Source organism: Propionicimonas sp. (genome assembly GCF_049840635.1).
In the GTDB taxonomy this organism is placed as follows: domain Bacteria; phylum Actinomycetota; class Actinomycetes; order Propionibacteriales; family Propionibacteriaceae; genus Propionicimonas.
The window spans coordinates 451,125-475,481 of sequence record NZ_JASGKL010000004.1; the positions used below are offsets into that span (position 1 = coordinate 451,125).

Consider the following 24,357-nt stretch of genomic DNA (forward strand, 5'->3'; position numbering starts at 1 on the left):
GGCCTGTGATGGGTACCCCCGTGCAGGAAGCTGCCCGTTCGGTCGACGTCCTCGACCGCAAGGTCCTGCTGGACGCCCGCAACGTCACCATGCAGTTCGGTGGCCTCAAAGCGGTCAGCGACGTGAGCCTCCAGGTCCACACCGGCGAGATCTTCGGCCTGATCGGGCCGAACGGCGCCGGAAAGACCACCTTCTTCAACTGCCTGACCGGGCTGTACAAGCCGACCTCGGGCTCCGTCCTCTTCGACGGCGCCGAGCTGCCGCCCAAGCCCCGTCTGGCCGTGCGCGCAGGGATGGCCCGCACGTTCCAGAACATCCGCCTGTTCCACAACATGACGGCGCTCGAGAACGTGATGGTGGGCATGTACTGCCGGACGAAGACCAACGCGATCGACGCGGTCTTCCGGCTGCCCCGGCACCGCCAGGAGGAGGCGGCCTCCACGAAGCGGGCCCAGGAGCTGCTGGAGTTCGTCGGGCTGAGCAAGGCCGCCGACACGCTGTCGCGCAACCTGCCCTACGGCGACCAGCGACGGCTGGAGATCGCCAGGGCGCTGGCCACCGACCCGAAGCTGCTGCTGCTGGACGAGCCGACCGCGGGCATGAACCCGCAGGAGACCCGCCAGGCGGAGGAGCTGATCTTCCGGATCCGTGATCTCGGGCTGGCCGTCCTCGTGATCGAGCACGACATGCGGTTCATCTTCAACCTCTGCGACCGGGTGGCCTGCCTGGTGCGTGGCTCGGTGCTGGTCGAGGGGCCTGGCGACGTCGTCCAGAACGACCCGAGGGTGATCGAGGCGTACATCGGCTCCCCGCAGACGGCGCCGGACGCGCCGGCGGACCCGCCGCAGGCCGCGGCACCACCGGCCGGGGAGACGACGGCAGAGCAGGGAGAGGACCCGGCCGATGCTTGAGGTCAAGGACATGGTCGTCGCCTACGGCCGGGTCAACGCCGTCAAGGGCATCACCTTCTCTGTGGAGAAGGGCCAGGTGGTCACGCTGCTCGGCACGAACGGCGCGGGGAAGTCGACCACGCTGCGGTCGATCTCCGGCCTGCTCAAGCTGGTCTCCGGCGAGATTCTGGTTCGAGGGCGAGCGGCTGGACGGTCTCCCCGCGCACAAGATCGTCGAGCGCGGCGTCGCCCAGTCCCCGGAGGGACGCCGGCTGTTCCGCCAGATGACGGTGGAGGACAACCTCAAGCTGGGGGCGTACTCGCGCAAGGACAGCGCCAGTGTGAAGGCGGACATGGACCGGGTCTACGACCTGTTCCCCGTGCTCGGCGATCGCCGGCACGAGGCGGCCGGCCTGTTCTCCGGCGGCGAGCAGCAGATGCTGGCCATCGGCCGGGCGATGATGAGCCGGCCCAAGCTGCTGATGCTGGACGAGCCGTCGATGGGTCTGAGCCCGATCATGACCCAGACGATCATGCGGACCATCCAGCAGCTGCAGTCCGAGGGCGTCACCATCCTGCTGGTCGAGCAGAACGCCCAGGCTGCGCTCTCGCTCGCCGACCGCGGCTACGTCCTCGAGGTCGGGAAGATCATGTTCTCCGACACCGGACGCAACCTGCTCGGCGACGACCGGGTCAAGCGCACCTACCTCGGCGCCGACTGAGGCCCGCCCGGCGCGGCTGCACCGCTGGTGGCGCGGCCGCTGCCTAGGGTGGCCGGGTGCGGTACTCCAAGGACGTCCTGAGCCCCGGCTGGCAGCGCGCGGACAAGCCCGTCAGCGTGGAGACGCCGGTGAGCGTCGGCATGGTGGTCGAGGACCCGAGTTCGGGCTTCTGCGGCGCGATCGTGCGATGGGAGAACGGGCTGGTCGTGCTGGAGGACCGCAGGGGTGCCCGGCGCAGCTTCCCGTTCGGGCCGGGCTTCTGGCTGGACGGGCAACCGGTCAGCCTGGTGCCGCCACGTCCCACGCGGCCCGCTGCGCCCACGCACACCGCGTCCGGCTCGCGGATCGGCGAGGTCGGCCCGGCGAAGGTGGCTGCCGCGTCGAGGATCTACGTCGAGGGACGCCACGACGCCGAACTTGTGGAGAAGATCTGGGGCGCCGACCTGCGCCACGAGGGTGTGGTCGTGGAGTACCTCGGCGGTATCGACGACCTGCCCTCGATCGTGGACGAGTTCGCGCCGGGCCCCGGCCGGAGGCTCGGCGTGCTGGTCGACCACCTGGTTGCGGGCACGAAGGAGACCCGGATCGTCCAGCAGGTCACGTCCGCCCATGTGCTGGTCACGGGCCACCCGTTCATCGACATCTGGCAGGCGGTACGCCCCGAGCGGGTGGGGCTGGCCGCGTGGCCGTCCGTACCCCGCTCGGTGGACTGGAAGCACGGCATCAGCGCCGCGCTCGGCCGGCCGGCGCGGAACCAGGCCGACATCGCGTCCACCTGGCAGTGGATCCTGGCCCGGGTCCGGGACTGGCGTGACCTCGACCCGGCGCTGCCCCGGGAGGTCGAGCGCCTGATCGACTTCGTCACCACCTGACCCCCCTCGTGCCGCGGTGGCCGGTGGTCAGGCGGCGAGCAGGGTGGAGAGCACGGCGGTGTCGGCGTCCGACATCGGGTCGACGGCCTCCGAGCTCGCCAGATGGGTGATCGTGCCGGCGGCGTCCGCCTCGATCCACGCGGCGCGGTGGCCCAGGCCCAGGTGGGGGAGCCCCGGCAGGAACAGGCAGCCGGACGCGGTCGTGTACTCACGCACGCTGCTGGTCGTGCTCGACGGCGGGTGCAGGACGGCGAGCGCGGGCGGCAGGTGCGCGAACGCGCCCGGCGAGACCGCACGGTCACCGACCAGTGGGCCCTCGGCGAGCACCAGCCCGATCGTGTGCAGCGGCGCCACGGCGGGCACGTCCTCGACGACCCGGAAGACCGTGCTGCCGCGCGGGAGCATGCCCGGAGCAGCGGCCACCCGGACGGCCAGCAGCAGGAAGCGGGTCCACTCGACGGTGTCCTTGGGCCACCGCCCCACCAGCAGGAAGCCGGCGAGCTGCCCGTCCGCCTGCATCGGTGTGACCTCGATCGGCTGGTCCCAGTAGTTCATCGCGCAGCCTCCTCCCCGGCGGCCGGGGGCGAGCGGTCCCGCCACGGGTCCACCGGCCTCCTCCCAGCGTGCCCACCGGACGTCACGTGCGGGTTACGGGCGGGTTCGGAGTCGGTTGCAGCACATGGTGGGCGTCCGGCTTGCAGAACGGACGAGGCCGGGACGCCGAGTGCGGTCTGGATAGCCTGAGGCCCTGATCCCGCCCAACCCAGGAGTTCCCGTGAAGACCGAAGAGGTGTCGGAGCTCCTCGCCGACGTCGCCGACCGGCTCATCATGCCGAGGTTCGGCACCCTGGGCTCCGACGACATCGAGGAGAAGAAGCCCGGGGACCTCGTCACGGTCGCGGACAGGGACGCCGAGATCGAACTCGCCCGCGTGCTCCGGGCGCAGGAGCCCGGCGTCCTCGTGGTGGGGGAGGAGGGGGTGTTCACCGACCCGTCCAGCCTCGACGCCCTCCCGCACGCCGCGCACGCCTGGGTGATCGACCCGGTCGACGGGACCAGGAACTTCGCCCGCGGACGCCCCGACTTCGCCGTCATGCTCGCCGAGGTGCGCGGCGCGGAGACCGTCCGTGGCTGGATCTGGCAGCCCGTCCACGACCGCCTCTACGTGGCGGAGAAGGGCGCAGGCGTGACGTGCAACGGGACGCCGATCGCGCCGCCGGAGGTGAACGATCGCGCGGTCCCGCTGGGCGCCAGCTACCTGCCCGTGCCGGGGGAGGAGCACGCAGAGGTGCGGCTCGTCCGCTCGTGGGGCTCGTGCGGGATCGACTACCCCAAACTCATCGAGGGCGACCTGGACTTCCTCTGCTACCGCTCGATGTTCCCCTGGGACCACCTCGCCGGCGCGCTGATGGTCACCGAACTGGGCGGACGCATCGCCACCGACGCGGGCGCCGACTACCACGCCGGGGTGATCGGTCGCCGGCTCGTCGCAGCGACCGACCCGGACCTGTGGCAGGTCGCGAGGGACGCGCTGTTCGGGGACTGACCCCGACTGGACGAACCGCCCTTCTCGCGTTTGGATGGGTACCGCGGCAACGAAGGGAGCGCACATGTCGGGCAGTTCGAACGACGACCTCAAGGCGAAGATGCGCGAGGCCCTCGAGCGCAAGAACAACGGGGCCGACAGCGCGGGCCAGGACGGTGGCCACCACAAGGAGAAGGGCCCGTCCGAACGCGGCCAGCAGGGCCACGGCGGCATGTTCCGCCGCAAGGCCGGCGGCGGCGGCTAGCGGGTGCCGTCCCGGCCTTCGCCGTCTCGGTTCCTGTCATCCCGGGCTTGACCCGGGATCTCCGTGTGGAGGCGTGGGTTGGTCGGTGTCGAGGTCCCGGCTTACGCCGGGATGACAGGTGTGCTCGGGGGAGTGGTGGTCTCGGTTCCTGTCATCCCGGGCTTGACCCGGGATCTCCGTGTTGGCGGGCTCGGTGGAGCTGTGGCGTGGCGGCGGGTCGGGATCAGACCAGCGGGAGCTGGGTGCGAGGGACCTTGCCCTCCCCGGCCAGCTGGGCGTAGGCCAGCGGGAGGACGGCCCGCACGGTCTGCTCGTCAAAGGGCCATTCACCCTGCTCCCAGGCGTCGTCGATCTTCACGCCGCGCGCGACCAGGTACTCCACCTGCCCGTACAGGCCGGAGATCTCCGCGCGCTGCGTGAACGCGGCCAGGCGGTCCATCACCGGGCCGTGGCCGGGCACGAGCACGGTCTCCTCCGCCACCAGGCCGAGGACGCCGTCGACGGCGCTCGGCCACTCCTTCAGGTGGCAGTCCGGGCCGAAGTGCGGCGTCCCCGCGCTCTCCAACAGGTCGCCGGTGAAGATCACTCCCGCGTCGGGCACGAAGACAACGACATCGCCGTCGGTGTGGCCGCGTCCGAAGTGGACGACCTCGACCCGACGTCCGCCCACGTCGACCACCCGCGCCAGCGAGAACGGGCGGTTCGGCGCGACGAGCGCGTCCGCGTCCACCCCGAGCTCGGCCGCGTCGCCCGCGCACTCCGGCCGCTCCAGCCACTCGGCCACGCTCTCGTGGGCGTAGGCGGGCAGGCCGGCGAACCCGGCCAGCCCGAAGAAGTGGTCGTAGTGCCAGTGGGTGACGACGACTGCGACGACGGGGACGCCGGCCGCCTGCTCGGCCCGCTCCCGGATCAGGGCGCCCTGCGCGGGCGACGAGCCGGTGTCGACCACCAGGCACCCGGACGGTCCGACGACCAGCCCGATGTTCACTCCTGCCGGCTCGGCGACGGCCACCAGGACCCCGTCGGCCACGGTCCGGAACTCACCCACACTGAACTGCGTCACTCCCGCAGCCTAACGCTAGACTGGCACTCCACCATCGAGAGTGCCAGTCGCTGACGGGAGGAGAGCATGCTCGACGACCGGAAGCTCGCCATCCTGCGGGCGATCGTGACCGACTACGTGTCCATGCAGGAGCCCGTCGGCTCCCGCGCGCTGGTCGAACGACACCACCTCGACGTCTCCCCTGCGACGGTCCGCAACGACATGGCCGTGCTGGAGGAGGAGGGCTACATCATGCAGCCCCACACCAGCGCCGGCCGCATCCCCACCGACAAGGGGTATCGCCTCTTCGTCGACCGCCTCGGCACCGTCAAGCCGCTGACCACCGCCGAGCGCAGGGCGATCGAGACGTTCATGGCCGGGGCTGTCGACATCGACGACGTCGTGCGCCGCACCGTCCGGCTGCTCGCCCAGATCACCCGCCAGGTGGCGATCGTGCAGTACCCGGTGCTGTCCAGCGCGACCATCCGGCACATCGAGATCGTCGAGCTCTCCGCAGGCCGCGGCCTGGTGATCGTCGTGAACTCCTCGGGCAAGGTCGACCAACGGTCCGTCGAGCTCGGCGACGCGCCCGCGGAAGTGGTCGCCGACCTGCGCCAGCGGCTCAACGCCGCCCTCGTCGGGCTGGCCCCCGCGCAGGCGGTGGAGCGGGCGGACGCGCTGGTCGACGAGCTCCCGGGGGCTGTCCGCGGGGTCGGCGCTGCCGTGGTCTCCGCCGTCCTCGAACTCGTCACCACCGACCCGTCCACCCGTGTCGTGGTGGGTGGCGTGCCGAACCTGACCCGGTTCTCCGACCAGTACGAGACCACCGTCCGCCCCGTCCTGGAGGCGCTGGAGGAACAGGTGGTGCTGCTGCGGTTGTTGGGGGAGGTGTCGGGCACGGGGGACGTGACCGTCCGGATCGGCCACGAGAACCCGTACGCGCCCCTGCGGGCCACGTCGGTGGTCGCCAGCGGCTACGGCACCACCACCGACATCTGGGCCAACCTCGGAGTGGTCGGCCCCACCCGGATGGACTACCCCTCGACGATGGCGGCGGTGCGGGCCGTGGCCCGCTACGTCGGCCGGTTCCTAGCTGAAGGATGATGTGTGAGCACTGACTACTACGAGGTGCTGGGGGTTCCCCGGGACGCGACGCCGGAGCAGATCAAGAAGGCGTACCGGCGCCTCGCGATGAAGTACCACCCGGACGTCGCCGACACCCCTGACGCCGCGGAGAAGTTCAAGCAGATCGGCGAGGCCTACGAGGTCCTGCACGACGAGAACAAGCGGTCGATGTACGACCGCGGCGGCGACCCGCTGGGCGGCGGCTTCGGCGGCGCGCAGGGGTTCGGCTTCCCCGGCGGCGGGTTCGACTTCACGAACCTGGTGGACGCGATGTTCGGCGGCCAGGCCAGCCGCGGACCCCGCTCGCGCGTGCGCCGTGGCCAGGACGCCCTCGTCCGGCTGAACCTGACCCTCGCCGAGGCGGCGTTCGGCATCACCAAGCCGCTGCGCGTCGACACCGCGGTGGTGTGCCCGAAGTGCAACGGCTCGGGTTCGGAGGGCGGCGGCGAGCCCGTCACGTGCCCGACCTGCCACGGCGCGGGAGACGTGACCCAGGTGCAGCGCTCGTTCCTCGGCGAGATCCGCACCAGCCAGCCGTGCCCGGCCTGCCGCGGCTACGGCACGGTGATCACGAACCCGTGCGGGGAGTGCTCGGGCGAGGGGCGCGTCCGCAGCAGCCGCACCATCAACGTGAAGATCCCCGCCGGCGTCGCGTCCGGCAACCGCGTCCACCTGGTCTCGCAGGGCGAGGTCGGGCCCGGCGGGGGGCCCGCCGGTGACCTGTACGTCGAGCTCACGATCGCCCCGCACGAGGTGTTCACGCGCAACGGCGACAACCTCGAGGTGGTCGTGAAGGTGCCGATGACCGCCGCCGCTCTGGGCACCCGGGTCACGCTCACCACGCTGGAGGCCGAGCGGGACGACCTGGACGCCGAGCTGGCCACGGTGGCCGTCGACATCCCGGCCGGAACCCAGTCCGGCACCCGGATCACGATCCCCGGCCGCGGCGTGCCCAAGCTGCGCCGCGAGGGACGCGGCGAGCTCGGCGTGACCCTGCTAGTGCAGACGCCGACCAAGCTGGACGACGAGCAGCGTGAGCTGCTCCGCCAGCTGGCCTCGCTGCGCGACGAGAGCCGCCCCGAGGTGTCGATGTCCCGGCACGGCAAGGGTGTCCTCGGCTGGCTGAAGGAGACGTTCTCGTGACCGAGCCGCTGTTCCTCGCGGCCCTCGACTCCCCGGCGGTCGGCCAGGTGGTGGAGCTCGGCGGTGAGGAGGGCCGGCACGCGGCCTCCGTCCGCCGGCTGCGCGTGGGCGAGGTGATCCTGGTCAGCGACGGCAACGGGACCGCCGTCCGCGGGCCGGTGACCGCCGTCGACAAGAGCACCCTGTCGATGACCGTCGAGGAGGTGCTGCGCGAGCCGGAGCGGCCCGTCCGCTACGTCGCCGTGCAGGCGCTGCCCAAGGGCGATCGGGCCGAACAGGCCGTGGAGATGCTGACCGAGCTCGGCATCGACGAGATCGTGCCGTGGCAGTCCGCGCGCTCAGTGGTGCGCTGGGCACCCGACCGCGTCGAGCGCGGGCTCACCCGCTGGCGGGCGACGGCGCGCGAGGCGGCCAAGCAGTGCCGGCGCTTCCGCGTCCCCACGGTCTCCACGCCGATGACCACCGCAGAACTGGCGCTCCGGATCGCACAGACCGACCTCACGGTCGTGCTGCACGAGACCGCGGAGACCCGGCTGGGCACGTTCGCGCTGCCGCCGATCGGGGAGATCATGTTCATCGTCGGGCCCGAGGGCGGGCTCACCGACGAGGAGGTGGAGGCCTTCACCGCCGCGGGGGGACGCACAGCGCTGATCGCGGACGCGGTCCTGCGCACCGCCACCGCCGGCGTGGTCGCGCTGGCCCAGCTCGAGGCGCTCGCCGTCCGTGACCGCTGACTTCTCGTTCACCCCGGGCGCCGACCTGCCCGACGGCCAGGGCCGCACCGGGGTGATCCACACCCCGCACGGCGACATCCGGACGCCGGCGTTCATCGCAGTCGGAACGAAGGCCACGGTGAAGGCCGTCCTGCCCGAGAGCGTGGCGGGCGTCGGCGCGCAGGCCGTGCTGGCCAACGCCTACCACCTGTTCCTCCAGCCCGGCTCGGACCTCGTCGACGAGGCCGGCGGGCTGGGTGCGTTCATGAACTGGCCGGGGCCGACGTTCACCGACTCCGGCGGCTTCCAGGTGATGAGCCTGGGGGTCGGGTTCAAGAAGGTGCTCGCGATGGACGCCACCGGGCTGGCCGACGACGACGTGATCGCCGCTGGCAAGAACCGGCTCGCCCACGTCGACGACGACGGGGTGACGTTCACCTCGCACCTCAACGGGGACCGGCACCGGTTCACGCCCGAGGTGTCGATGCGGATCCAGCACGAGCTGGGCGCGGACATCATGTTCGCCTTCGACGAGTGCACGACGCTGCTGAACACCCGTGGCTACCAGGAGCGGTCGCTGGCCCGGACGCAGGCGTGGGCCGTCCGCTGCCTCGCCGAGCACGGCCGGCTCACCCTGGCCCGCGTCGGCAAGCCCTACCAGGCGCTGTTCGGCGTCGTGCAGGGCGCCCAGTACGAGGACCTGCGCCGCACGGCCGCCCGCGACCTGGCCGGGCTCGAGGTGGACGGACGCCGCTTCGACGGCTACGGGATCGGCGGCGCGCTGGAGAAGGAGAATCTCGGCACGATCGTCGGCTGGGTGTGCTCCGAGCTCCCCGACGACGCCCCGCGGCACCTGCTCGGGATTTCCGAGCCCGACGACTTCTTCGCGGCGATCGAGGCCGGCGCCGACACGTTCGACTGCGTGATGCCGTCCCGCGTGGCCCGGAACGCGGCCATCTACACCGCCGACGGACGGTTCAACGTGAACACCGCGGCGAGCCGCCGGGCCTTCCGTCCGCTCGAGGACGGCTGCGACTGCTACACCTGCGCGCACTACACCCGGGCCTACCTGCACCACCTGTTCAAGGCGAAGGAGATGCTCGCGGCGACGCTGGCGACCATCCACAACGAGCGGTTCACCGTCCGGCTGGTCGACGACATCCGGCAGAGCATCGAGCAGGGTCGGTTCGCGGCGTTCCGGGAGGAGTTCCTGGGGCGCTTTTATTCCGGCCATCGCTGACGCGATGTCCGTCGAGACTCCCTGACGCAGTCTTCCTGTGTCCCACCTGTGGGGACTGACGTCGCAGGCGTGCGTCCGATTAGCCTCGGGGTGCTCATCCACCCCTCCCGAGGGCGTCAGCCCGGAAGGACTCCGTCGTGACGTGCCCGTCGTGCGGCCAGGACCTGGCCGACCCCACCCAGTCCTGCCCGACCTGCGGCCATCCCGCCCAGGAGAGCCCCTGGTCCAGGCCTGACTCCGAGGTCCAGTGGGCCGCCCCCGAGTCGGCTCCCGAGGCCCCAGGCGTTCCCCTCAGCTTCGCCTCGCCCGCCGAGTACGCGGCCGCCCATCCGGACGCCGCGGCGTCCGTCGCCACCTTCGTCCCGGAGTGGACGACCGCCGTCCCCGCTCGACGGCGCCGTCGTGCCCTGCCGGTGCTGGTGGCCGCGCTCGTGCTCGTCCTGGTCGGCGGCGGGGTGGCAGCCGCCGGCACGTACCTGGGCTGGTTCGGTGGCGCGGGGAGCAGGCCGGCGCAGGTCGTCCCTGCGTCCGCGGTCGGCTACGTCCAGGTGGACCTCGACCCCTCCCTCGCGCAGAAGGCCGCGGTGTGGCAGTTCCTGCGTGACCTGCCCGAGGTCAGGGACGCGGTCGCGGCCGGCGACGCGGACCCGCGCGCGATCGCCTGGAAGGTGATCGCCCAGGCCGAGGGCAGCCCGCTCGCCGGCCTGGACTACGCCACCGACGTGAAGCCGTGGCTCGGTGACGCGCTGGCCTTCGCCGCCGTGCCTCACGGCACCGGGGCCGCCGGGCTCGTGGTCGTCCAGGTCAGCGACGAGTCGAAGGCGAGGACCGCACTCACCGACATCGCGGCCAAGGTGGGCCAGCCCTGCGACGTGACGTTCCGGGACGGGTACGCCCTGCTCACCCTGACCGACGACACCCGCGCCGTCCTGGCCGCGCTCGACGCCGGGACACTGGCGCAGAGCCAGGCCTTTGCCGCGGACTTCGCGTCCCTCGGCGACCCCGGCATCCTCGCCGGCTGGGCCGACCTGGGCGCGCTGGCGAAGCTCCAGGGCGCCGACGACTCCAGCGAGGACCTGGCGAAGGGCCGTGCGGTCGGGGCGCTGTCCTTCAGCGCCGACACGCTCGCACTCGCCGGACGGATCGTCGGCCTGGGCGACGTCGGCCTGCACGGTCAGGCCGACATCGGAGAGCTCCCGGCGTCCACGTGGGCGGCGGTCGGGTACGCGGGACTCGGGGAGGCCCTGCAGAAGGCCTGGCCGCAGGTTGAGACCGAGGCAGGGCCGGCACTGGAGGGGATGGGGCTGACGAAGGAGGACCTCATCGCGCTGCTCGGCAGTTCGGTCACAGTGGGCGTGTCGTCACCGGGGTCCGAGCCCGACCTCGCCAGCACGCCGGACCTCGGCGCGCGGATCGTCACGCCCGACCCCGACCGGGCGTCCGCGGCACTGGAGAAGCTGCGTCCCGGGCTGTCCGGGGAGGCGATCTTCGTCCGGACCGGGGACGGGGTGCTGACCGTCAGCTCGTCGCAGTCCTACGGGGAGGAACTCGTCCGTCCGACCGATCGGCTCGTCGCGCAGGAGGTGTTCACGAAGGCGGTGCCCGACCACGCGACAGCGACGGTCTCCGGGTTCGTGAACCTCGCCGTGCTGAAGGACCAGCTGGACGGGGTCGACGCCCGCTACCGCGACTTCGTGGGCTCGTTGCGCAGCGTCGGGCTGTCCTACGTCTCCGACGGCGACGACTCCGGGGCGTGGGCGGTCCGCCTGATCCGGTCCTGAGCAGGAGCGGGAGCGGGGATTGCGCGCGGGCGGCTCCCGATCCCGCGGCGGGCGTGGCAGTCTAGGCACATGACCGACTACGACGAAGCCGTCCCCGAGGAGGCAGAGCAGCTCGACCAGCTCCAGCCCGACGAGACCCTGCTCGACCGCGGTGTCGACGATGTCCTGGACGAGGGCTACGTGACCGGAGAGAACTGGTCGCCCGCGCAGGGCTTCGGCAACACGGCGAAGGAGATGCGGCAGGGCGAGACCCTCGAGATGAGGATCGCACAGGAGTTGCCCGAGCAGCCGGTCAAGCTCGAGGGGCCGTGGAACCCGGACGCGTCCGAGCCCCGCGAGGTCGGGAAGGCCCGCGCGGGGCGCCTGGTGGACGCCAACGGTGGCGTGCCCGGGCTGGACACCGAGGCCGAGAGCGTGGGGTCCGACGTGGGCATCGACGGTGGGGCGGCGACCGCCGAGGAGGCGGCGATGCACATCATCGACGACTACGACGACGATGACGACGACTGAGGTGGCCGCCCTCGACGACATCCTCTACCCGCCCACAGAGCCGTACCTCGACGGCATGCTCGCCGTCGGTGACGGCCAGCAGCTGTACTGGGAGGAGTGCGGCAACCCCGACGGCAAGCCGGTGGTGTTCGTCCACGGCGGTCCCGGCGGCGGCTGTACGCCGAACTACCGCCGCTACTTCGACCCTGCGCGCTACCGGATCCTCCTGTTCGACCAGCGGGGGTGCGGACGCAGCACGCCCCACGCGAGCGAGGCCGTGGCCGACCTGAGCGCGAACACGACCTGGCACCTCGTCGACGACATCGAGCGGCTCCGCGAGGACCGCGGCATCGAGCGCTGGCAGGTCTTCGGCGGTTCGTGGGGGAGTGCGCTCGGCCTGGCCTACGCCGAGGCCCACCCGGACCGCGTGACCGAACTGGTGCTGCGCGGCATCTTCACGCTGCGGCGCAGCGAGCTGGACTGGTACTACAACGGCGGGGCCGCGAACCTCGCCCCGGAGTGGTGGCGCTCGTTCGAGGCGCCGCTTCCCGAGGGGTACGCCGGCGACCGGATGCTGAAGTACAACGAACTACTCTTCGACCCGGATCCGGCCGTTCACGGCCCGGCGGGGGTGGCCTGGACGACGTGGGAGGCCGCCACGTCCACGCTGGAGTTCTCCCAGGACCTGGTCGACGAGTTCTCCGACCCGGCGTTCGCGCTGGCGTTCGCGCGGATCGAGAACCACTACTTCGTCAACGCGGGCTGGTTCCGGGAGGGCCAGCTGATCGAGGACGCGGTGAAGCTCGCCGGCATCCCCGGCGTGATCGTGCAGGGCCGCTACGACCTGCCGTGCCCGATCACCACGGCCGACGCGCTGCACAGGGCGTGGCCGGAGGCGGACTATCGGGTGGTCCTGGCCGGCCACTCGGTGAGTGAGCCTGCGATCGCCGCGGAACTGGTGGCAGCGACCGACCGGTTCGCCTGATCGTCGCCGGCCGCGCCGGATGCGTCCCGCCCGATCCTTCCCGGGCGCCCCGCACAAACGCTCCCGAAACTCGCAAACGCTCCCGAAATTTCGGGAGCCTCTGCGCGTTTCGGGAGCGTCTGCGAGTCGGGACGCCTGCGGCGGACGGTGGGCAGGAACGGGTGGCATGGCGGACGGTTCGACGGGAGCGGGCGTGGGTGCCGGCGGTTAGGATGAGGGTCTGACGTCCAGGAGGAACTTCTGAATCAACCGCAGAGCGCTGTCGCCGAGCACCGCGTGGCGATCCCCGCGTCCATCAACATGGTGTCCGTGCTGGGCCCGCGCGACGAGTTCCTGCGGATCCTCGAGCGCGAACTGGCCGCTGACCTGCACGTGCGGGGCAACGAGATCACCATCACCGGGGCACCCGCGGACGTCACGGCGGCCACCGACGTCCTGACCGAGTTGATCACAATCGTCCGCACCGGGCAGGGGCTCACCGGCGACATCGTCGAGCGGGTGGTCGGCATGACCGCCGCCGAGGACGTGAGCGCCGCAGAGGTCCTGACCCAGAACATCCTGTCGAGTCGTGGTAAGACGATCCGTCCCAAGACGCTGAACCAGAAGCGGTACGTGGACGCGATCGACGCTCACACGGTGGTGTTCGGCATCGGTCCCGCGGGCACCGGCAAGACCTACCTGGCGGTGGCGAAGGCCGTCCAGGCGCTCCAGGACAAGCAGGTGAACCGGATCATCCTCACCCGCCCCGCGATCGAGGCCGGCGAGCGGCTCGGCTTCCTGCCGGGAACCCTGAGCGACAAGATCGACCCCTACGTCCGTCCGCTCTACGACGCGCTGCACGACATGCTCGACCCGGAGTCGGTGCCGAAGCTCCTCACGTCCGGCACCATCGAGGTCGCGCCGCTGGGCTACATGCGTGGACGGACGCTCAACGACGCCTTCATCATCCTCGACGAGGCCCAGAACACGACGATGGAGCAGATGAAGATGTTCCTCACCCGGCTGGGGTTCGGGTCGAAGATCGTCGTCACCGGCGACGTCACGCAGATCGACCTGCCCACCGGCACGCGGTCGGGGCTGACCGTGGTGGAGCAGATCCTCGACGGCGTCCACGACATCGCGTTCTGCCGCCTGACCAGCCACGACGTCGTCCGGCACCGCCTGGTGGGACGCATCGTCGCGGCCTACGACCGCTTCGAAGCCACCCTGCCGCCCGGCCGCCGCACCTGAGGAAGCCATGATCGAACTGAACAACGAGTCCGGAGTGGCGGTCGACACCGAGCGCCTCGTCCAGTTGGCGACCTTCGCCCTGGACGCGCTGCGGATCCACCCGCAGGCCGAGCTGTCGATCGTGCTCGTCGACACCGAGACGATGAGCGCGTACCACGAGAAGTTCATGGACGAGCCGGGCCCGACCGACGTGCTCAGCTTCCCGATGGACGAGTTGCGGGCGCCCGAACCCGACGAGGAGCCGCCCGTCGGCCTGCTCGGCGACATCGTGCTGTGCCCCGAGGTCACTGCGGCCCAGGCCGCTGAGAGCAACCGGACGCCGGAGGAGGAGGCGGACTACCTGCTCATCCACGGCCTGCTGCACCTGCTCGGCCACGACCACGCCGAGCCCACCGAGAAGAAGGTCATGTTCGACCTCAACGACAAGATCATCGCTGCCTGGACCGCGTCCCGCGCCTGAGCAGCCCGTCTGCGCCTTGCCCCGAGATCCCGGGTCAAGCCCGGGATGGCAGCTCCCGCACCACAAGGTGGACGGTTTGTCGTGAGTTCCCCGCGGAAGCGTCCACTCTGTGGTGGGCGGTGGCGGGGTCCGCGTCAAGGTGGACGGTTTGTCGGGAGTTCGCCGCAGAGGCGTCCACCTTGTGGTGGGCGGGCGGCGCGTCCGGTACACGGTGGACGTCGTCTTCGCCCTGCTCAAGGTGGACGGTTTGTCGCGAGTTCGCCGCAGTTGCGTCCACCTTGTGGTGGACGCGGCTGCTCAGGCGACGACGGGGCGGGGCCTCGACGCGACCGGGCCGGACGGGAGCGACGCCTGCGCGCGCCAGGCGCGGCCGAGGCGGCGCATCGCCTCGGCGACGACCTCGGGCGGGTCCTTGTACGGCAGCCGGACGTACCGCTGGAGGCCGTGGCTGACCGCGAACTGCGGGCCGGGACTGACCAGCAGGTCCTCGTTCCTCGCCGCGGCCGCCAGCTGGTTGGCCCGCGGCTCCGGCAGCTCCACCCACAGGAACAGGCCGCCGGCCGGCGTCACCCACCGCGCCCCCGGCAGCGCGTCCCGCAGCGCGGCGACCATCGTCGCCCGCGCCGCCCGCAACTCGTCCCTCCGCTCGGGGTGCAGCCCGTGGCCACGCCGCAGCAGCTGCACCAGCGCGAGCTGCTCGAGCACAGGTGCGCCGAGGTCGTCGGCGATCCGGGCCTGCGCGAGCTGGGGCAGCAGCGGACGCGGCACGCGCAGCCAGCCGATCCGCAGTCCGCCCCAGTGTGACTTCGACGCGCTCCCGACCAACACGCACCGCGACAGGTGGGCGGCGAACGGCAGCGGCACCGGCCCCTCGTCCAGCCGCACCTCGAGCATGGTCTCGTCGACCACGGCCACCGTCCCGGCCCTGCGCAGCGCCGCGGCCAGACGCTCGCGGTCGGCGTCCGGCATCAGCGCGCCGGTGGGGTTGTGGAAGTCGAGGATGAACTGGGCGACGACCGGGGTGGCCGCGGCGATCGTGGCCGCGGCGAGGTCGAGGTCCCAGCCGGTCGGGTCGACCGGGAGCGGCACCAGCCGTGCCCCCGACCGCCGCGTGGCGTCGATCGAGTTCGGGTAGGACGGCGACTCGACCAGGACGCGGTCGCCGGGCCGCGACAGCGCGCGGACCGCCAGCCCGACCCCGGCCAGGCCGCCGCCGACGATCATCACCTGGTCGGGCGCCGTCGGCAGGCCCCGTTCGGCGTAGCGCGCGGCGATCAGTTCGCGCAGCTCGGGCAGACCGGCCGTGGCGTACCCCGTCCCCGCGAGGTAGCTCGGGAGCGCGTCGAGGGCCGCCGCGTACGCCTCCGCCGTTCCCGCCGGCGCGCGACCGGCCGCGCAGGTGAGGTCCAGGACGTCCTCGGCGTCGCCGGTGCCCGGCAGCAGGGCGCCGCCCACCCCGAGCCGTTCCCTGCCCAGCGGCAGCGTGACCACGTGCCCCGACCCGTGCCGTGCGACCAGGAAGCCCGTCTCCACCAGCAGCGCGTACGCGCGGGTGACGGTGGTGCGGCTCGCGTCCAGCGCCTCGCTCAGCCGCCGCTCGCTGGGCAGGGCGTGCCCGGCCGGAACCCGGCCGTCGGCGATCACGCGACGCAGCCCGTCCGCCAGCCATCGGTACGCGGGCACTCCCGACTCCCTGCGCCCGAGCAGCTGGACGAGCCGGGCGGCACTGGTCGCGGGCGCAGTCATGGGAACCACTCTGCGCGAAGTGGCACTTTTTCACAAGGCCACTTCGCGAAAGGATGTGGTCATGCCGATCTCCAGCCCACTGCGGTCCACGGACGTGCTGGCCGACCTCGGTCCGCTCGAGCAGCTGCGCGCCGGGCGCCTCGGCCGGCGGCTGCCCCAGCTCCTGGTCGGGCTGTGGCTGTACGGCACGGCGATGGCCATGTTCGTCCGCAGCGGCCTGGGCCTCGATCCGTGGGACGTGTTCCACGCCGGCCTCCAGCACCTGCTGGGCTGGTCGTTCGGGACCGTGGTGATCGTCGTCGGCTTCCTCGTCCTGCTGCTGTGGATCCCCCTGCGGCAGTGGCCGGGGCTGGGCACCATCGCCAACGCCGTCGTGATCGGGCTCGCCACGGACGCGACCCTCTCCCTCCTGCCAGCGGCCACGTCCTGGCCGGTGGCCTGGGTACTGCTGGTCGGCGGCCTCGTGGTGAACGGGCTGGCCGGCGCCCTCTACATCGGGTCCCAGCTCGGGCCCGGGCCCAGGGACGGCCTGATGACCGGGATCGCGCGGCGCACGGGGTGGTCGCTGCGCCTCGTCCGCACCGGCCTGGAGCTGTCCGTGCTCGCGATCGGCTGGCTGCTCGGCGGTGCGGTCGGCATCGGAACCGTGGTGTACGCCCTCGCGATCGGACCGCTCGTGCAGTTCTTCCTGCCGTTCGTCGCCGTCCGGCTCGACCCCCCGGCGGACGGCCACTGAGCCGCACGCGCCGCGCTCCACTACACTGAACGCTCACCAAACCCGGAAGAGGCGTGTGAGCGACCGTTGACCCAGACCGAGTGGATCCTGGTGGCCGTTGCCGCCGTCTGCGTGGTCCTCGCCGCGCTCCTCACGACCGCGGAGGCCGCCCTCTCCGCGATTCCGCGCTCCCGCGCCGAGAGCCTCCTCGAGGAGGGGAACGGACGCGCCCGGCGGCTGCTGCTGGTCGCCCAGGACCCGGCCCCGCACCTGAACACCTCGATGTTCCTGCGGGTGTCGCTGGAGGTGGTGGCCACGGTCCTGGTCTCGCTCGTGATCTTCGAGCACGTGGACGCCACGTGGGAGCGGGTGCTGTACCCGGTCCTGACGATGGTGCTGGTCTCGTTCATCGTCCTCGGTGTCGCGCCGCGGACGCTCGGACGCCAGCACGCCGAGCGGGTCGCGCTCGCCGCGGCAGGGCCGATCGGGGCGCTGACGTCGGTGCTCGGCCCCATCCCGCAGCTGATGATCCTGATCGGCAACGCGTTGACGCCGGGCAAGGGCTTCACCGAGGGCCCGTTCACCTCCGAGGCCGAGTTGCGCGAGCTGGTCGACATCGCGGAGGCGCGCGAGCTGATCGAGGCCGGCGAGCGGAGGATGATCCACTCCGTCTTCGAACTCGGTGACACGATCGTCAAGGAAGTCATGGTGCCGCGCACCGAGATGGTGTTCATCGAGCGCAGCAAGTCCCTGCGCCAGGGCCTGTCCCTGGCGCTGCGCTCAGGGTTCAGCCGCATCCCTGTGATCGGGTCGGACGTCGACGACGTGGTCGGCATCCTGTATCTCAAGGACGTCATGCGCCGCATGTACGACAACCCGAGGGCGCAGTCGAACGAGACCGTGGACACCCTGATGCGCCCGCCGACCTTCTGCCCGGACTCCAAGCCGGTCGACGAACTGCTGCGCGAGATGCAGGTGACCCGCAGCCACGTCGTGATCGTGATCGACGAGTTCGGCGGCACCGCCGGCCTCGCGACGATCGAGGACGTGCTGGAGGAGATCGTCGGCGAGATCGTGGACGAGTACGACCACGAGGTGCCCCCGGTGACCCGGCTCGGCGAGAACCGGTTCCGGGTGACGGCACGGCTCCCGATCGACGACCTGGGTGAGTTGTTCGGCCTCAAGGTGGACGACGAGGACGTGGACACCGTCCTCGGCCTGATGGCCAAGGAGCTCAACAAGGTGCCGATCCCCGGCTCGGTCGTGCAGTGGGAGGGCATCGAGCTCACCGCCGAGCGGGGCACCGACCGGCGGCACACCATCCAGACCGTGCTGGCGTCCCTGGCCGACGACGACGCCGATTCGGCGGCGGACGCGGCGGCCAAGCTGGCCGAGGAGTCCGCCAGGAGGAGTTCATGACCACCCACCGTTCCGGTTTCGCCTGCTTCGTCGGCCGCCCCAACGCCGGCAAGTCCACCCTGACCAACGCGCTGGTGGGGGAGAAGATCGCGATCGCGTCCTCCCGTCCCCAGACCACCCGGCACGCCGTCCGCGGGATCGTGAACACCCCGGACGCGCAGCTCGTGCTGATCGACACCCCCGGCCTGCACCGCCCGCGCACGCTGCTCGGCGAGCGCCTCAACGACCTCGTCTACGAGACCTGGGCCGAGGTGGACGTGATCGGCGTCTGCCTGCCCGCGAACCAGCGGATCGGCCCCGGCGACACGTTCCTGGTCGGCGAGATCGCTAAGCTCCCGCGCCGGCCCAAGCTGGTCGCGCTGGCCACCAAGTCCGACCTCGTCAGCAAGCAGCGGATGGCCGAGCACCTGCTCCGGATCGCCTCACTGGAGGAGGAGTTGGGCATCCGGTGGGAGAGCATCATCCCCGTCTCCGCAGTGACGTCCGACCAGGTCGACGTGGTGGTGAGCGAACTCGTCGCGCTGCTGCCGGACGGCCCGAAGCTGTACCCGGACGATGAGGTCACCGACGAGCCGCTGGAGACCAGGATCGCCGAACTGATCCGGGAGGCGGCGCTGGAGGGCGTCCACGACGAGTTGCCGCACTCCATCGCGGTCATGATCGACGAGATGGGGGAGCGGGAGGGCCGACCGGCCGACAAGCCGCTGCTGGACATCTTCGCCTCGATGGTCGTGGAGCGGGACTCCCAGAAGGGGATCATCATCGGCCACAAGGGCGAACGCCTGCGCCAGGTCGGCACGGAAGCCCGGACGCAGATCGCCGCCCTCGTCGGCATGCCCGTCCACCTCGACCTGCGCGTCAAGGTGCTCAAGGAGTGGCAGCGCGACCCGAAGTACCTCAACCGGCTCGGCTTCTGAGGCCTCCTACACCCTGGCCGAACCGCGGGGCAGCCGCGGCCAGCCGCGCCGGGTGGGCCGGCCGTCCGGCGCCGGCGGCATAGCCTGACGACGTGGACGCAGCGGGCAGGACGTGGGAGCGGCTGGCTCGGCGGAGCCGCCGGCTCGGCGTCGCCCTGCGGCTGCGGGCCCGGGACGGCTGGCGGCGGGCCGTCGGCTCGTTCGTCCCTGTCCTTCAGGCCGCCGCCGCGGCGGCACTGGCGTTCTCGCTGGCGCACTTCGTGGTCGGGCACCCGTACCCCTTCTTCGCCCCGGTCGCGGCCTGGGTGTGCCTGGGGTTCACCCGCAACCGGCAGCCACGCCGGGTGGCGGAGCTCGGCGCGGGCGCCGTGCTCGGCGTGCTGACCGGCGAACTGCTGCACCTGCTGATCGGCACCGGCCCGTGGCAGATCGGGGTCGTGCTCGTCGTCGCGGCACTCGGCGCGAGGTTCGTCGACAGGGGCGACCTGTTCACCATGCAGGCCGGCGTCAACGCGATGGTCGTGCTCGCCACCTTCACCCTCATCACCTCCGACCCCGTGGGCCGGGCGGTGGACGCGCTGCTCGGCGCGCTCGTCGCCCTCGTCCTGGCCGTGCTGCTGCCCAGGGACGTGACCAGCAGGCCGAAGCGCTACCTCGCGTCCGTGCACACCGAAAGCGAGGTCCTGCTGCGGATGGTCGCCGACGCCCTCCGCTCCGGCGACACGGCAGGTCTGCGGGACGCGCGGACCCAGCTGCGCGGCGTCCGCGACATCCTCGACTACGGGCGAGCCGTGGTGGGTTCGTCCGGCCAGGTCGCGCGGCTGAACCCCACCCTGCGGCGCGACCTGCCCGTCCTGGCGGAGCTCGAACGCCAGGCCGTCCTGCTCCGCAGGATGCTGAACACCGTCGAACTGCTGGTCCGGCAGGGACGCGGCGTCGTGGGGGAGTCCGGCCCCCAGCCGGTGGTGGCGATGCTCGTCGCGGAGGCGGCAGGCGTGGCGGGCCAGCTGGCCGCCTCGGTGCGGGAGTGGAGCTTTCCCGCCGAGGCCCGGCGCAGGGCGTCCAACCTCGCGGCGGAGTGTGCGCCGTCCGCGGTGATGCACTCGACCTGGCGGGCCGTCGCGCTGGTCTCGGTGATGCGCTCGGTGACCGTGGACCTGCTCCAGCTGACCGGCCTGTCCCGGGAGGCGGCGCGGGCCGCGCTGCCCGATCTCCCCGATTCCCGCGAGGTCGAGGACGCCGCCGACGGGCCGGACGGGGCGTCCGGAATCTGGGCGGAACGTCCATGATCGCGTGTCGGGGGTTGGCGAACCGAGCGTCGGTGTGCCAGCATGACGGACATGTCATGGGCGCGACTCATCCTTCGTCGCCGCAGCGAGGCCTCGTAAGTCCCGATCAGGCCTCCTCGCTGCGGAGTTCGTCACGCGCCTGCCAGCCAGCCCGCACCAGCGAGGAACCATGACAACCAACACTTTCGGAACGCGCCAGCAGCCCGTCCCCGTCCAGCAGCCCAGCCCGATGCCGTTCGGACGGTACACGCCGTTCGAGCCCATCGACCTGCCGGACCGGACGTGGCCGACGAAGAAGATCACCGCCGCACCCCGGTGGCTGTCCACCGACCTGAGGGATGGCAACCAGGCGCTGATCGACCCGATGACGCCGTCGCGGAAGCGGAAGATGTTCGACCTGCTGGTCCGGATGGGCTACAAGGAGATCGAGGTCGGCTTCCCGTCCGCGTCCCAGACGGACTTCGACTTCGTGCGCAGCCTGATCGTCAGCGATGCCATCCCCGACGACGTCACCATCAGCGTCCTCACCCAAGCCCGTGAGGACCTGATCGAACGCACCGCCCAGTCCCTGATCGGGGCGAAGCGTGCGACCATCCACCTGTACAACGCGACCGCGGAACTGTTCAGGCGAGTGGTGTTCGGAATCGACGAGGCACAGTGCATCGCGATGGCGACCCGGGGGACCGAACTCGTCATGAAGTACGCCGAGCAGAACCTCGGCGACGTCGAGTTCGGCTACCAGTACAGCCCGGAGATCTTCACGCAGACCCCGACCGACTTCGCGCTCGAGGTGTGCAACCAGGTGATGGAGAGGTGGCAGCCCGACCCCGGCCGGGAGATCATCCTGAACCTGCCGGCCACGGTCGAGCGGTCCACCCCCAACACCTACGCCGACCAGATCGAGTACTTCGGTCGGCACATCGACAACCGGCCCTACGTGGCCATCTCCCTGCACCCGCACAACGACCGCGGGACGGCGGTGGCTGCGACCGAGCTGGCCCTGATGGCCGGCGCCGACCGGGTCGAGGGCTGCCTGTTCGGCCACGGTGAGCGGACGGGCAACGTCGACCTGGTCACGCTCGGCCTGAACCTGTTCAGCCAGGGCGTCGACCCGAAGATCGACTTCTCCGACGTCGACGAGATCCGTCGCACGGTGGAGTACTGCACCAACCTGCCGGTCCACCCGCGCCACCCGTACGCGGGGGACCTGGTCTACACCGCCTTCTCGGGCTCCCACCAGGACGCCATCAAGAAGGGGCTGGAGGTGCTGGAGAGGACGGCCGCCGCCCAGGGGATGGGTCTGCACGAGATCCCCTGGGAGGCGCCGTACCTCCCGATCGACCCGCACGACGTGGGCCGCACCTACGAAGCCGTGATCCGGGTCAACAGCCAGTCCGGCAAGGGCGGCATGGCCTACATCATGAAGTCCGAGCACAAGCTGGACCTGCCCCGTCGGCTGCAGATGGAGTTCTCCCGGGTCGTGCAGGCCCGTACCGACTCCGAGGGCGGCGAGGTCGGGCCCGAGGAGATGTGGAAGATATTCTCCTCCGAGTACCTGGAGGACTCCGCCCCGCTCGAGCTGGTCACGGTGAAGTCGGTGTCGAACGGTGGTGGGTATGTCGTGACCGCTGTCGTCCGCGACCACGGCGTCGAGCGGGAGATCACGGGCGAGGGCAACGGCCCGGTGTCGGCGTTCGTGGACGCCCTGGGCATCCTCGGCTACCACGTCCGCGTCCTCGACTACACCGAGCACGCGCTCTCCTCCGGAGGGGACGCGAGGGCCGCTGCCTACGTGGAGGCCGAGATCGGGGAGGGTGAGGACGCGCACGTCCTGTGGGGCGTCGGCCTGCACGAGTCGATCGTCACCGCGTCCCTGAAGGCCGTGGTCGGCGCGCTCGACAGAGACGCCCGGATCCAGGCCGCGGAGTCGGTGCCCGGCGAGCCGCGTCCCTGAGCGGTCAGGCCAGGCCGGCCTGGTAGTGCTCCTTGGCCTGGGCGGCAGTGAGCACCGCGGAGTAGACGGCTGCGTACTGGATCTGGCCCTTGAAGTAGTTCAGCGAACTCCAGCTGGCCGAACCGGCCGCGTTCGGCCAGCTGCCGCCGAGGTTTCCACACCCGGCCTTCCAGTAGCCCGTGGTGTTCTCCGCGGCGGTGTAGGACGTGTTCGACGCGACCAGGGCTCCGTCGATGTACAGCTTCATCCCCGTGCCCGCGGAGAACGTCGCGATCACGTTGTGCCACGCGCTGTCGGCGTAGCTGGTCCCGGCGGGGGAGGAGATCACCTGGAAGCCCCCGTTGTAGGTGCCGAACACCACCCTGCCGGCGTCGTCGACGTACACGTGCCGGTCGTAGGTCGTGTCACTGCCGTTCTGGGTGTTCCCGAAGCCGATCACCTTCCCGTTCGGCTTCGTGGCGGTCCAGAACCACGCCTCCAGGGAGAACGTCTGGGGGTTGGAGATCGTCGCGCCGGTGTAGAGGCACTGTGACGTGCCGTTGAAGTACACCGACGCCTTCGGGGTGTCGTTGTTGCAGCCGACCGTCGTCGTGCCGGTGGTCGACGTCCCCAGCGCCGTCGAGTTGGCGAACGTGCCGACCCTGGTGGTCGCCGTGCTGCCATTGAGGTCGGCGGCCTTCGTGGTGCCGGCCGTGCCCATCGCCCAGGCCAGGTACGGGCTGCCGCCGGACGACGTCACGGCGTTCGTGCAGGTGAAGAAGGTCCGGTTGCCGGCGGTGTTGGTGCTGTTGGCGACCTTCGCCGTGAGGGCGGCGCTGGTGGTGCTGAAGGTCACCACGGCGACGCTGACCACGACCGCGAACACGATCGCGGCGATCAGGATCAGCCGACGCAGGTCGGGGTGGTCCTCCTCCTCGTCCCCTCCAGCGTCCTCGGCGGGTGCGGTCGCGTCCTGCGCGCCCGCGTCGGCGGTGGCGTCCTCCTCCACCGCGCGGCTGGGGGTGTGCGGGACGCGGTCGTCCCTGATCAGGAACGCGATCAGGGTCGGGACGAGGCAGAGCAGCAGGAGGCCGAGTTGCTCCCACCAGTGGAAGGCCAGGCCGGGGGTGAGCGTGTACTCCCCTGCGGCGTTCTGTTCGGTGACGTGGACGATGGCGTCCTGGCCGCTGACGAGCCGGTCGCCGAGGACGTTCAGAGGGAAGAGCCCCGTGTTCACCACGTGCATGTCGGCGCCGCCGGTGTCGGCCGGCGTCCACGACAGCATCGAGAGGCTCACCCACGGCCGCAGCCAGAAGGCGACCAGACAGATCACCAGGGTCCAGCCGCTGAGCCGGAGCACCCACCGCCAGGTCCGGTCGAACCGGCTGTTCAGGGAAACGGCGTAGACCACCAGGCCGCCCAGGAGGAGCCAGGGCAATCCGCGCCACAACCAGCCCAGCCCCGGCGCGATCCAGATCGCCCTGCCCACGATCTCCCTGCTCGAGACCGGGAGGGGGTCGGCCGACGCGTTCAGGTCGCCCTTGGTGACGAACGTCCCGTCCGGGTTGGCGGTGATGATCCGGTGGGTGTAGCTGCGTCCGTTGCGCTCATAGGTGACGACCTCACCGACCTGGTAGGCGTCGGCCGGGCGGGTCACCACGAGGGTGCCGACCGGGGCGGTCTCGCCCATGGACGGGGTCATCACCGTGTAGAAGCGCAGCCCCGATGCAACGATCAGGGCGGCGATCACGACTGCTGCTCCGATGACGGCGGCTGCCCAGACGGCTGCTCGCTTGGTCATGTACTGCATCACCTTCCGTCGGTACGGCTACAGGGGCCGGGGGCGGCAGAGCGCT

At 71.3% G+C, this 24,357-nt stretch carries 22 protein-coding genes and 1 pseudogene; 19 read left to right on the forward strand and 4 right to left on the reverse strand.

The annotated features are described in order from the left end of the window. The first annotated feature begins 8 nt into the window (after positions 1–8). From QM779_RS02315 to QM779_RS02325, 3 genes and pseudogenes are all read left to right on the forward strand, one after another. Entirely contained in the window at positions 9–911 is a 903-nt protein-coding gene (locus QM779_RS02315) for an ABC transporter ATP-binding protein (protein ID WP_428531004.1), read from the forward strand. 10 nt (positions 912–921) lie between these two features. Continuing rightward, positions 922–1,612 (forward strand): annotated as a pseudogene (locus QM779_RS02320) (ABC transporter ATP-binding protein). A gap of 56 nt (positions 1,613–1,668) precedes the next feature. After that, the gene (locus tag QM779_RS02325) at positions 1,669–2,484 is read left to right on the forward strand and encodes a DUF3097 domain-containing protein (RefSeq protein WP_428531007.1); all 816 of its coding nucleotides are present in this window, start codon (positions 1,669–1,671) and stop codon (positions 2,482–2,484) included. Between the two features lie 27 nt (positions 2,485–2,511). On the opposite strand, the gene QM779_RS02330 is transcribed toward QM779_RS02325, so the two are convergent. After that, the gene (locus QM779_RS02330; RefSeq protein WP_428531010.1) at positions 2,512–3,039 is read right to left on the reverse strand and encodes a peptidase; all 528 of its coding nucleotides are present in this window, start codon (positions 3,037–3,039) and stop codon (positions 2,512–2,514) included. A gap of 220 nt (positions 3,040–3,259) precedes the next feature. Here QM779_RS02330 and QM779_RS02335 point away from each other — a divergent pair, with 220 nt between their 5' ends. Beyond that, positions 3,260–4,030 (forward strand): inositol monophosphatase family protein, encoded by a 771-nt coding sequence (locus tag QM779_RS02335; RefSeq protein ID WP_428531013.1) that lies wholly within the window; start codon positions 3,260–3,262, stop codon positions 4,028–4,030. A 64-nt stretch (positions 4,031–4,094) separates the two neighbouring features. Beyond that, entirely contained in the window at positions 4,095–4,274 is a 180-nt protein-coding gene (locus QM779_RS02340) for a DUF5302 domain-containing protein (RefSeq protein ID WP_428531016.1), read from the forward strand. A gap of 223 nt (positions 4,275–4,497) precedes the next feature. Here the strand turns inward: QM779_RS02340 and QM779_RS02345 are convergent, their stop codons facing one another. Next, positions 4,498–5,337: an MBL fold metallo-hydrolase gene (locus QM779_RS02345; RefSeq protein ID WP_428531019.1), complete on the reverse strand. Its 840-nt coding sequence runs from the start codon at positions 5,335–5,337 to the stop codon at positions 4,498–4,500. 66 nt (positions 5,338–5,403) lie between these two features. Between QM779_RS02345 and hrcA the strand changes: the two genes are divergently transcribed. The 9 genes from hrcA to ybeY all read left to right on the forward strand — a co-directional run bounded on the left by hrcA (position 5,404) and on the right by ybeY (position 14,482). Then, positions 5,404–6,420, forward strand: coding sequence for a heat-inducible transcriptional repressor HrcA (gene hrcA, locus QM779_RS02350; RefSeq protein ID WP_428531022.1), 1,017 nt, complete (start codon positions 5,404–5,406; stop codon positions 6,418–6,420). Between the two features lie 3 nt (positions 6,421–6,423). After that, positions 6,424–7,584, forward strand: coding sequence for a molecular chaperone DnaJ (gene dnaJ / locus QM779_RS02355; RefSeq protein ID WP_428531025.1), 1,161 nt, complete (start codon positions 6,424–6,426; stop codon positions 7,582–7,584). Then, complete coding sequence (locus tag QM779_RS02360) at positions 7,581–8,318, forward strand: 16S rRNA (uracil(1498)-N(3))-methyltransferase (RefSeq protein WP_428531028.1); 738 nt, start codon at positions 7,581–7,583, stop codon at positions 8,316–8,318. Before dnaJ ends, QM779_RS02360 begins: the two co-directional genes overlap by 4 nt. Next, entirely contained in the window at positions 8,308–9,537 is a 1,230-nt protein-coding gene (gene tgt / locus QM779_RS02365; protein ID WP_428531031.1) for a tRNA guanosine(34) transglycosylase Tgt, read from the forward strand. The genes QM779_RS02360 and tgt overlap by 11 nt, the downstream gene beginning before the upstream one ends. A 137-nt stretch (positions 9,538–9,674) precedes the next feature. After that, positions 9,675–11,318 (forward strand): DUF3352 domain-containing protein, encoded by a 1,644-nt coding sequence (locus QM779_RS02370; protein ID WP_428531034.1) that lies wholly within the window; start codon positions 9,675–9,677, stop codon positions 11,316–11,318. A gap of 69 nt (positions 11,319–11,387) precedes the next feature. Then, positions 11,388–11,828, forward strand: coding sequence for a DUF5709 domain-containing protein (locus QM779_RS02375; protein ID WP_428531037.1), 441 nt, complete (start codon positions 11,388–11,390; stop codon positions 11,826–11,828). Continuing rightward, positions 11,815–12,792: a prolyl aminopeptidase gene (gene pip / locus QM779_RS02380; RefSeq protein ID WP_428531040.1), complete on the forward strand. Its 978-nt coding sequence runs from the start codon at positions 11,815–11,817 to the stop codon at positions 12,790–12,792. The genes QM779_RS02375 and pip overlap by 14 nt, the downstream gene beginning before the upstream one ends. Before the next feature lie 300 nt (positions 12,793–13,092). Further along, on the forward strand, positions 13,093–14,022 hold the full coding sequence (locus QM779_RS02385; protein ID WP_428533034.1) for a PhoH family protein: 930 nt from the start codon (positions 13,093–13,095) through the stop codon (positions 14,020–14,022). 7 nt (positions 14,023–14,029) lie between these two features. Next, positions 14,030–14,482 carry an rRNA maturation RNase YbeY gene (ybeY, locus tag QM779_RS02390; RefSeq protein WP_428531043.1) on the forward strand — a complete coding sequence of 151 codons (453 nt, stop codon included), beginning with the start codon at positions 14,030–14,032 and terminating at the stop codon, positions 14,480–14,482. Positions 14,483–14,779: 297 nt separating this feature from the next. Here the strand turns inward: ybeY and QM779_RS02395 are convergent, their stop codons facing one another. Then, the gene (locus QM779_RS02395; protein ID WP_428531046.1) at positions 14,780–16,228 is read right to left on the reverse strand and encodes a PLP-dependent aminotransferase family protein; all 1,449 of its coding nucleotides are present in this window, start codon (positions 16,226–16,228) and stop codon (positions 14,780–14,782) included. Positions 16,229–16,289: 61 nt separating this feature from the next. Between QM779_RS02395 and QM779_RS02400 the strand changes: the two genes are divergently transcribed. The 5 genes from QM779_RS02400 (at position 16,290) to leuA (ending at position 22,522) form a co-directional block, all read left to right on the forward strand. Then, positions 16,290–16,964: a YczE/YyaS/YitT family protein gene (locus QM779_RS02400; protein WP_428531049.1), complete on the forward strand. Its 675-nt coding sequence runs from the start codon at positions 16,290–16,292 to the stop codon at positions 16,962–16,964. Between the two features lie 66 nt (positions 16,965–17,030). After that, positions 17,031–18,362 (forward strand): hemolysin family protein, encoded by a 1,332-nt coding sequence (locus QM779_RS02405; RefSeq protein ID WP_428531052.1) that lies wholly within the window; start codon positions 17,031–17,033, stop codon positions 18,360–18,362. Then, positions 18,359–19,279 (forward strand): GTPase Era, encoded by a 921-nt coding sequence (era, locus tag QM779_RS02410; protein ID WP_428531055.1) that lies wholly within the window; start codon positions 18,359–18,361, stop codon positions 19,277–19,279. The genes QM779_RS02405 and era overlap by 4 nt, the downstream gene beginning before the upstream one ends. A gap of 92 nt (positions 19,280–19,371) precedes the next feature. Beyond that, entirely contained in the window at positions 19,372–20,568 is a 1,197-nt protein-coding gene (locus QM779_RS02415) for an FUSC family protein (RefSeq protein ID WP_428531058.1), read from the forward strand. 169 nt (positions 20,569–20,737) lie between these two features. Further along, a complete protein-coding gene (gene leuA / locus QM779_RS02420) occupies positions 20,738–22,522 on the forward strand; it encodes a 2-isopropylmalate synthase (RefSeq protein ID WP_428531061.1) in 1,785 nt (594 codons plus the stop codon). Positions 22,523–22,526: 4 nt separating this feature from the next. Here leuA and QM779_RS02425 read toward each other — a convergent pair whose 3' ends face one another. After that, positions 22,527–24,302, reverse strand: coding sequence for a LamG-like jellyroll fold domain-containing protein (locus QM779_RS02425; RefSeq protein WP_428531064.1), 1,776 nt, complete (start codon positions 24,300–24,302; stop codon positions 22,527–22,529). Positions 24,303–24,357: the final 55 nt, after the last annotated feature.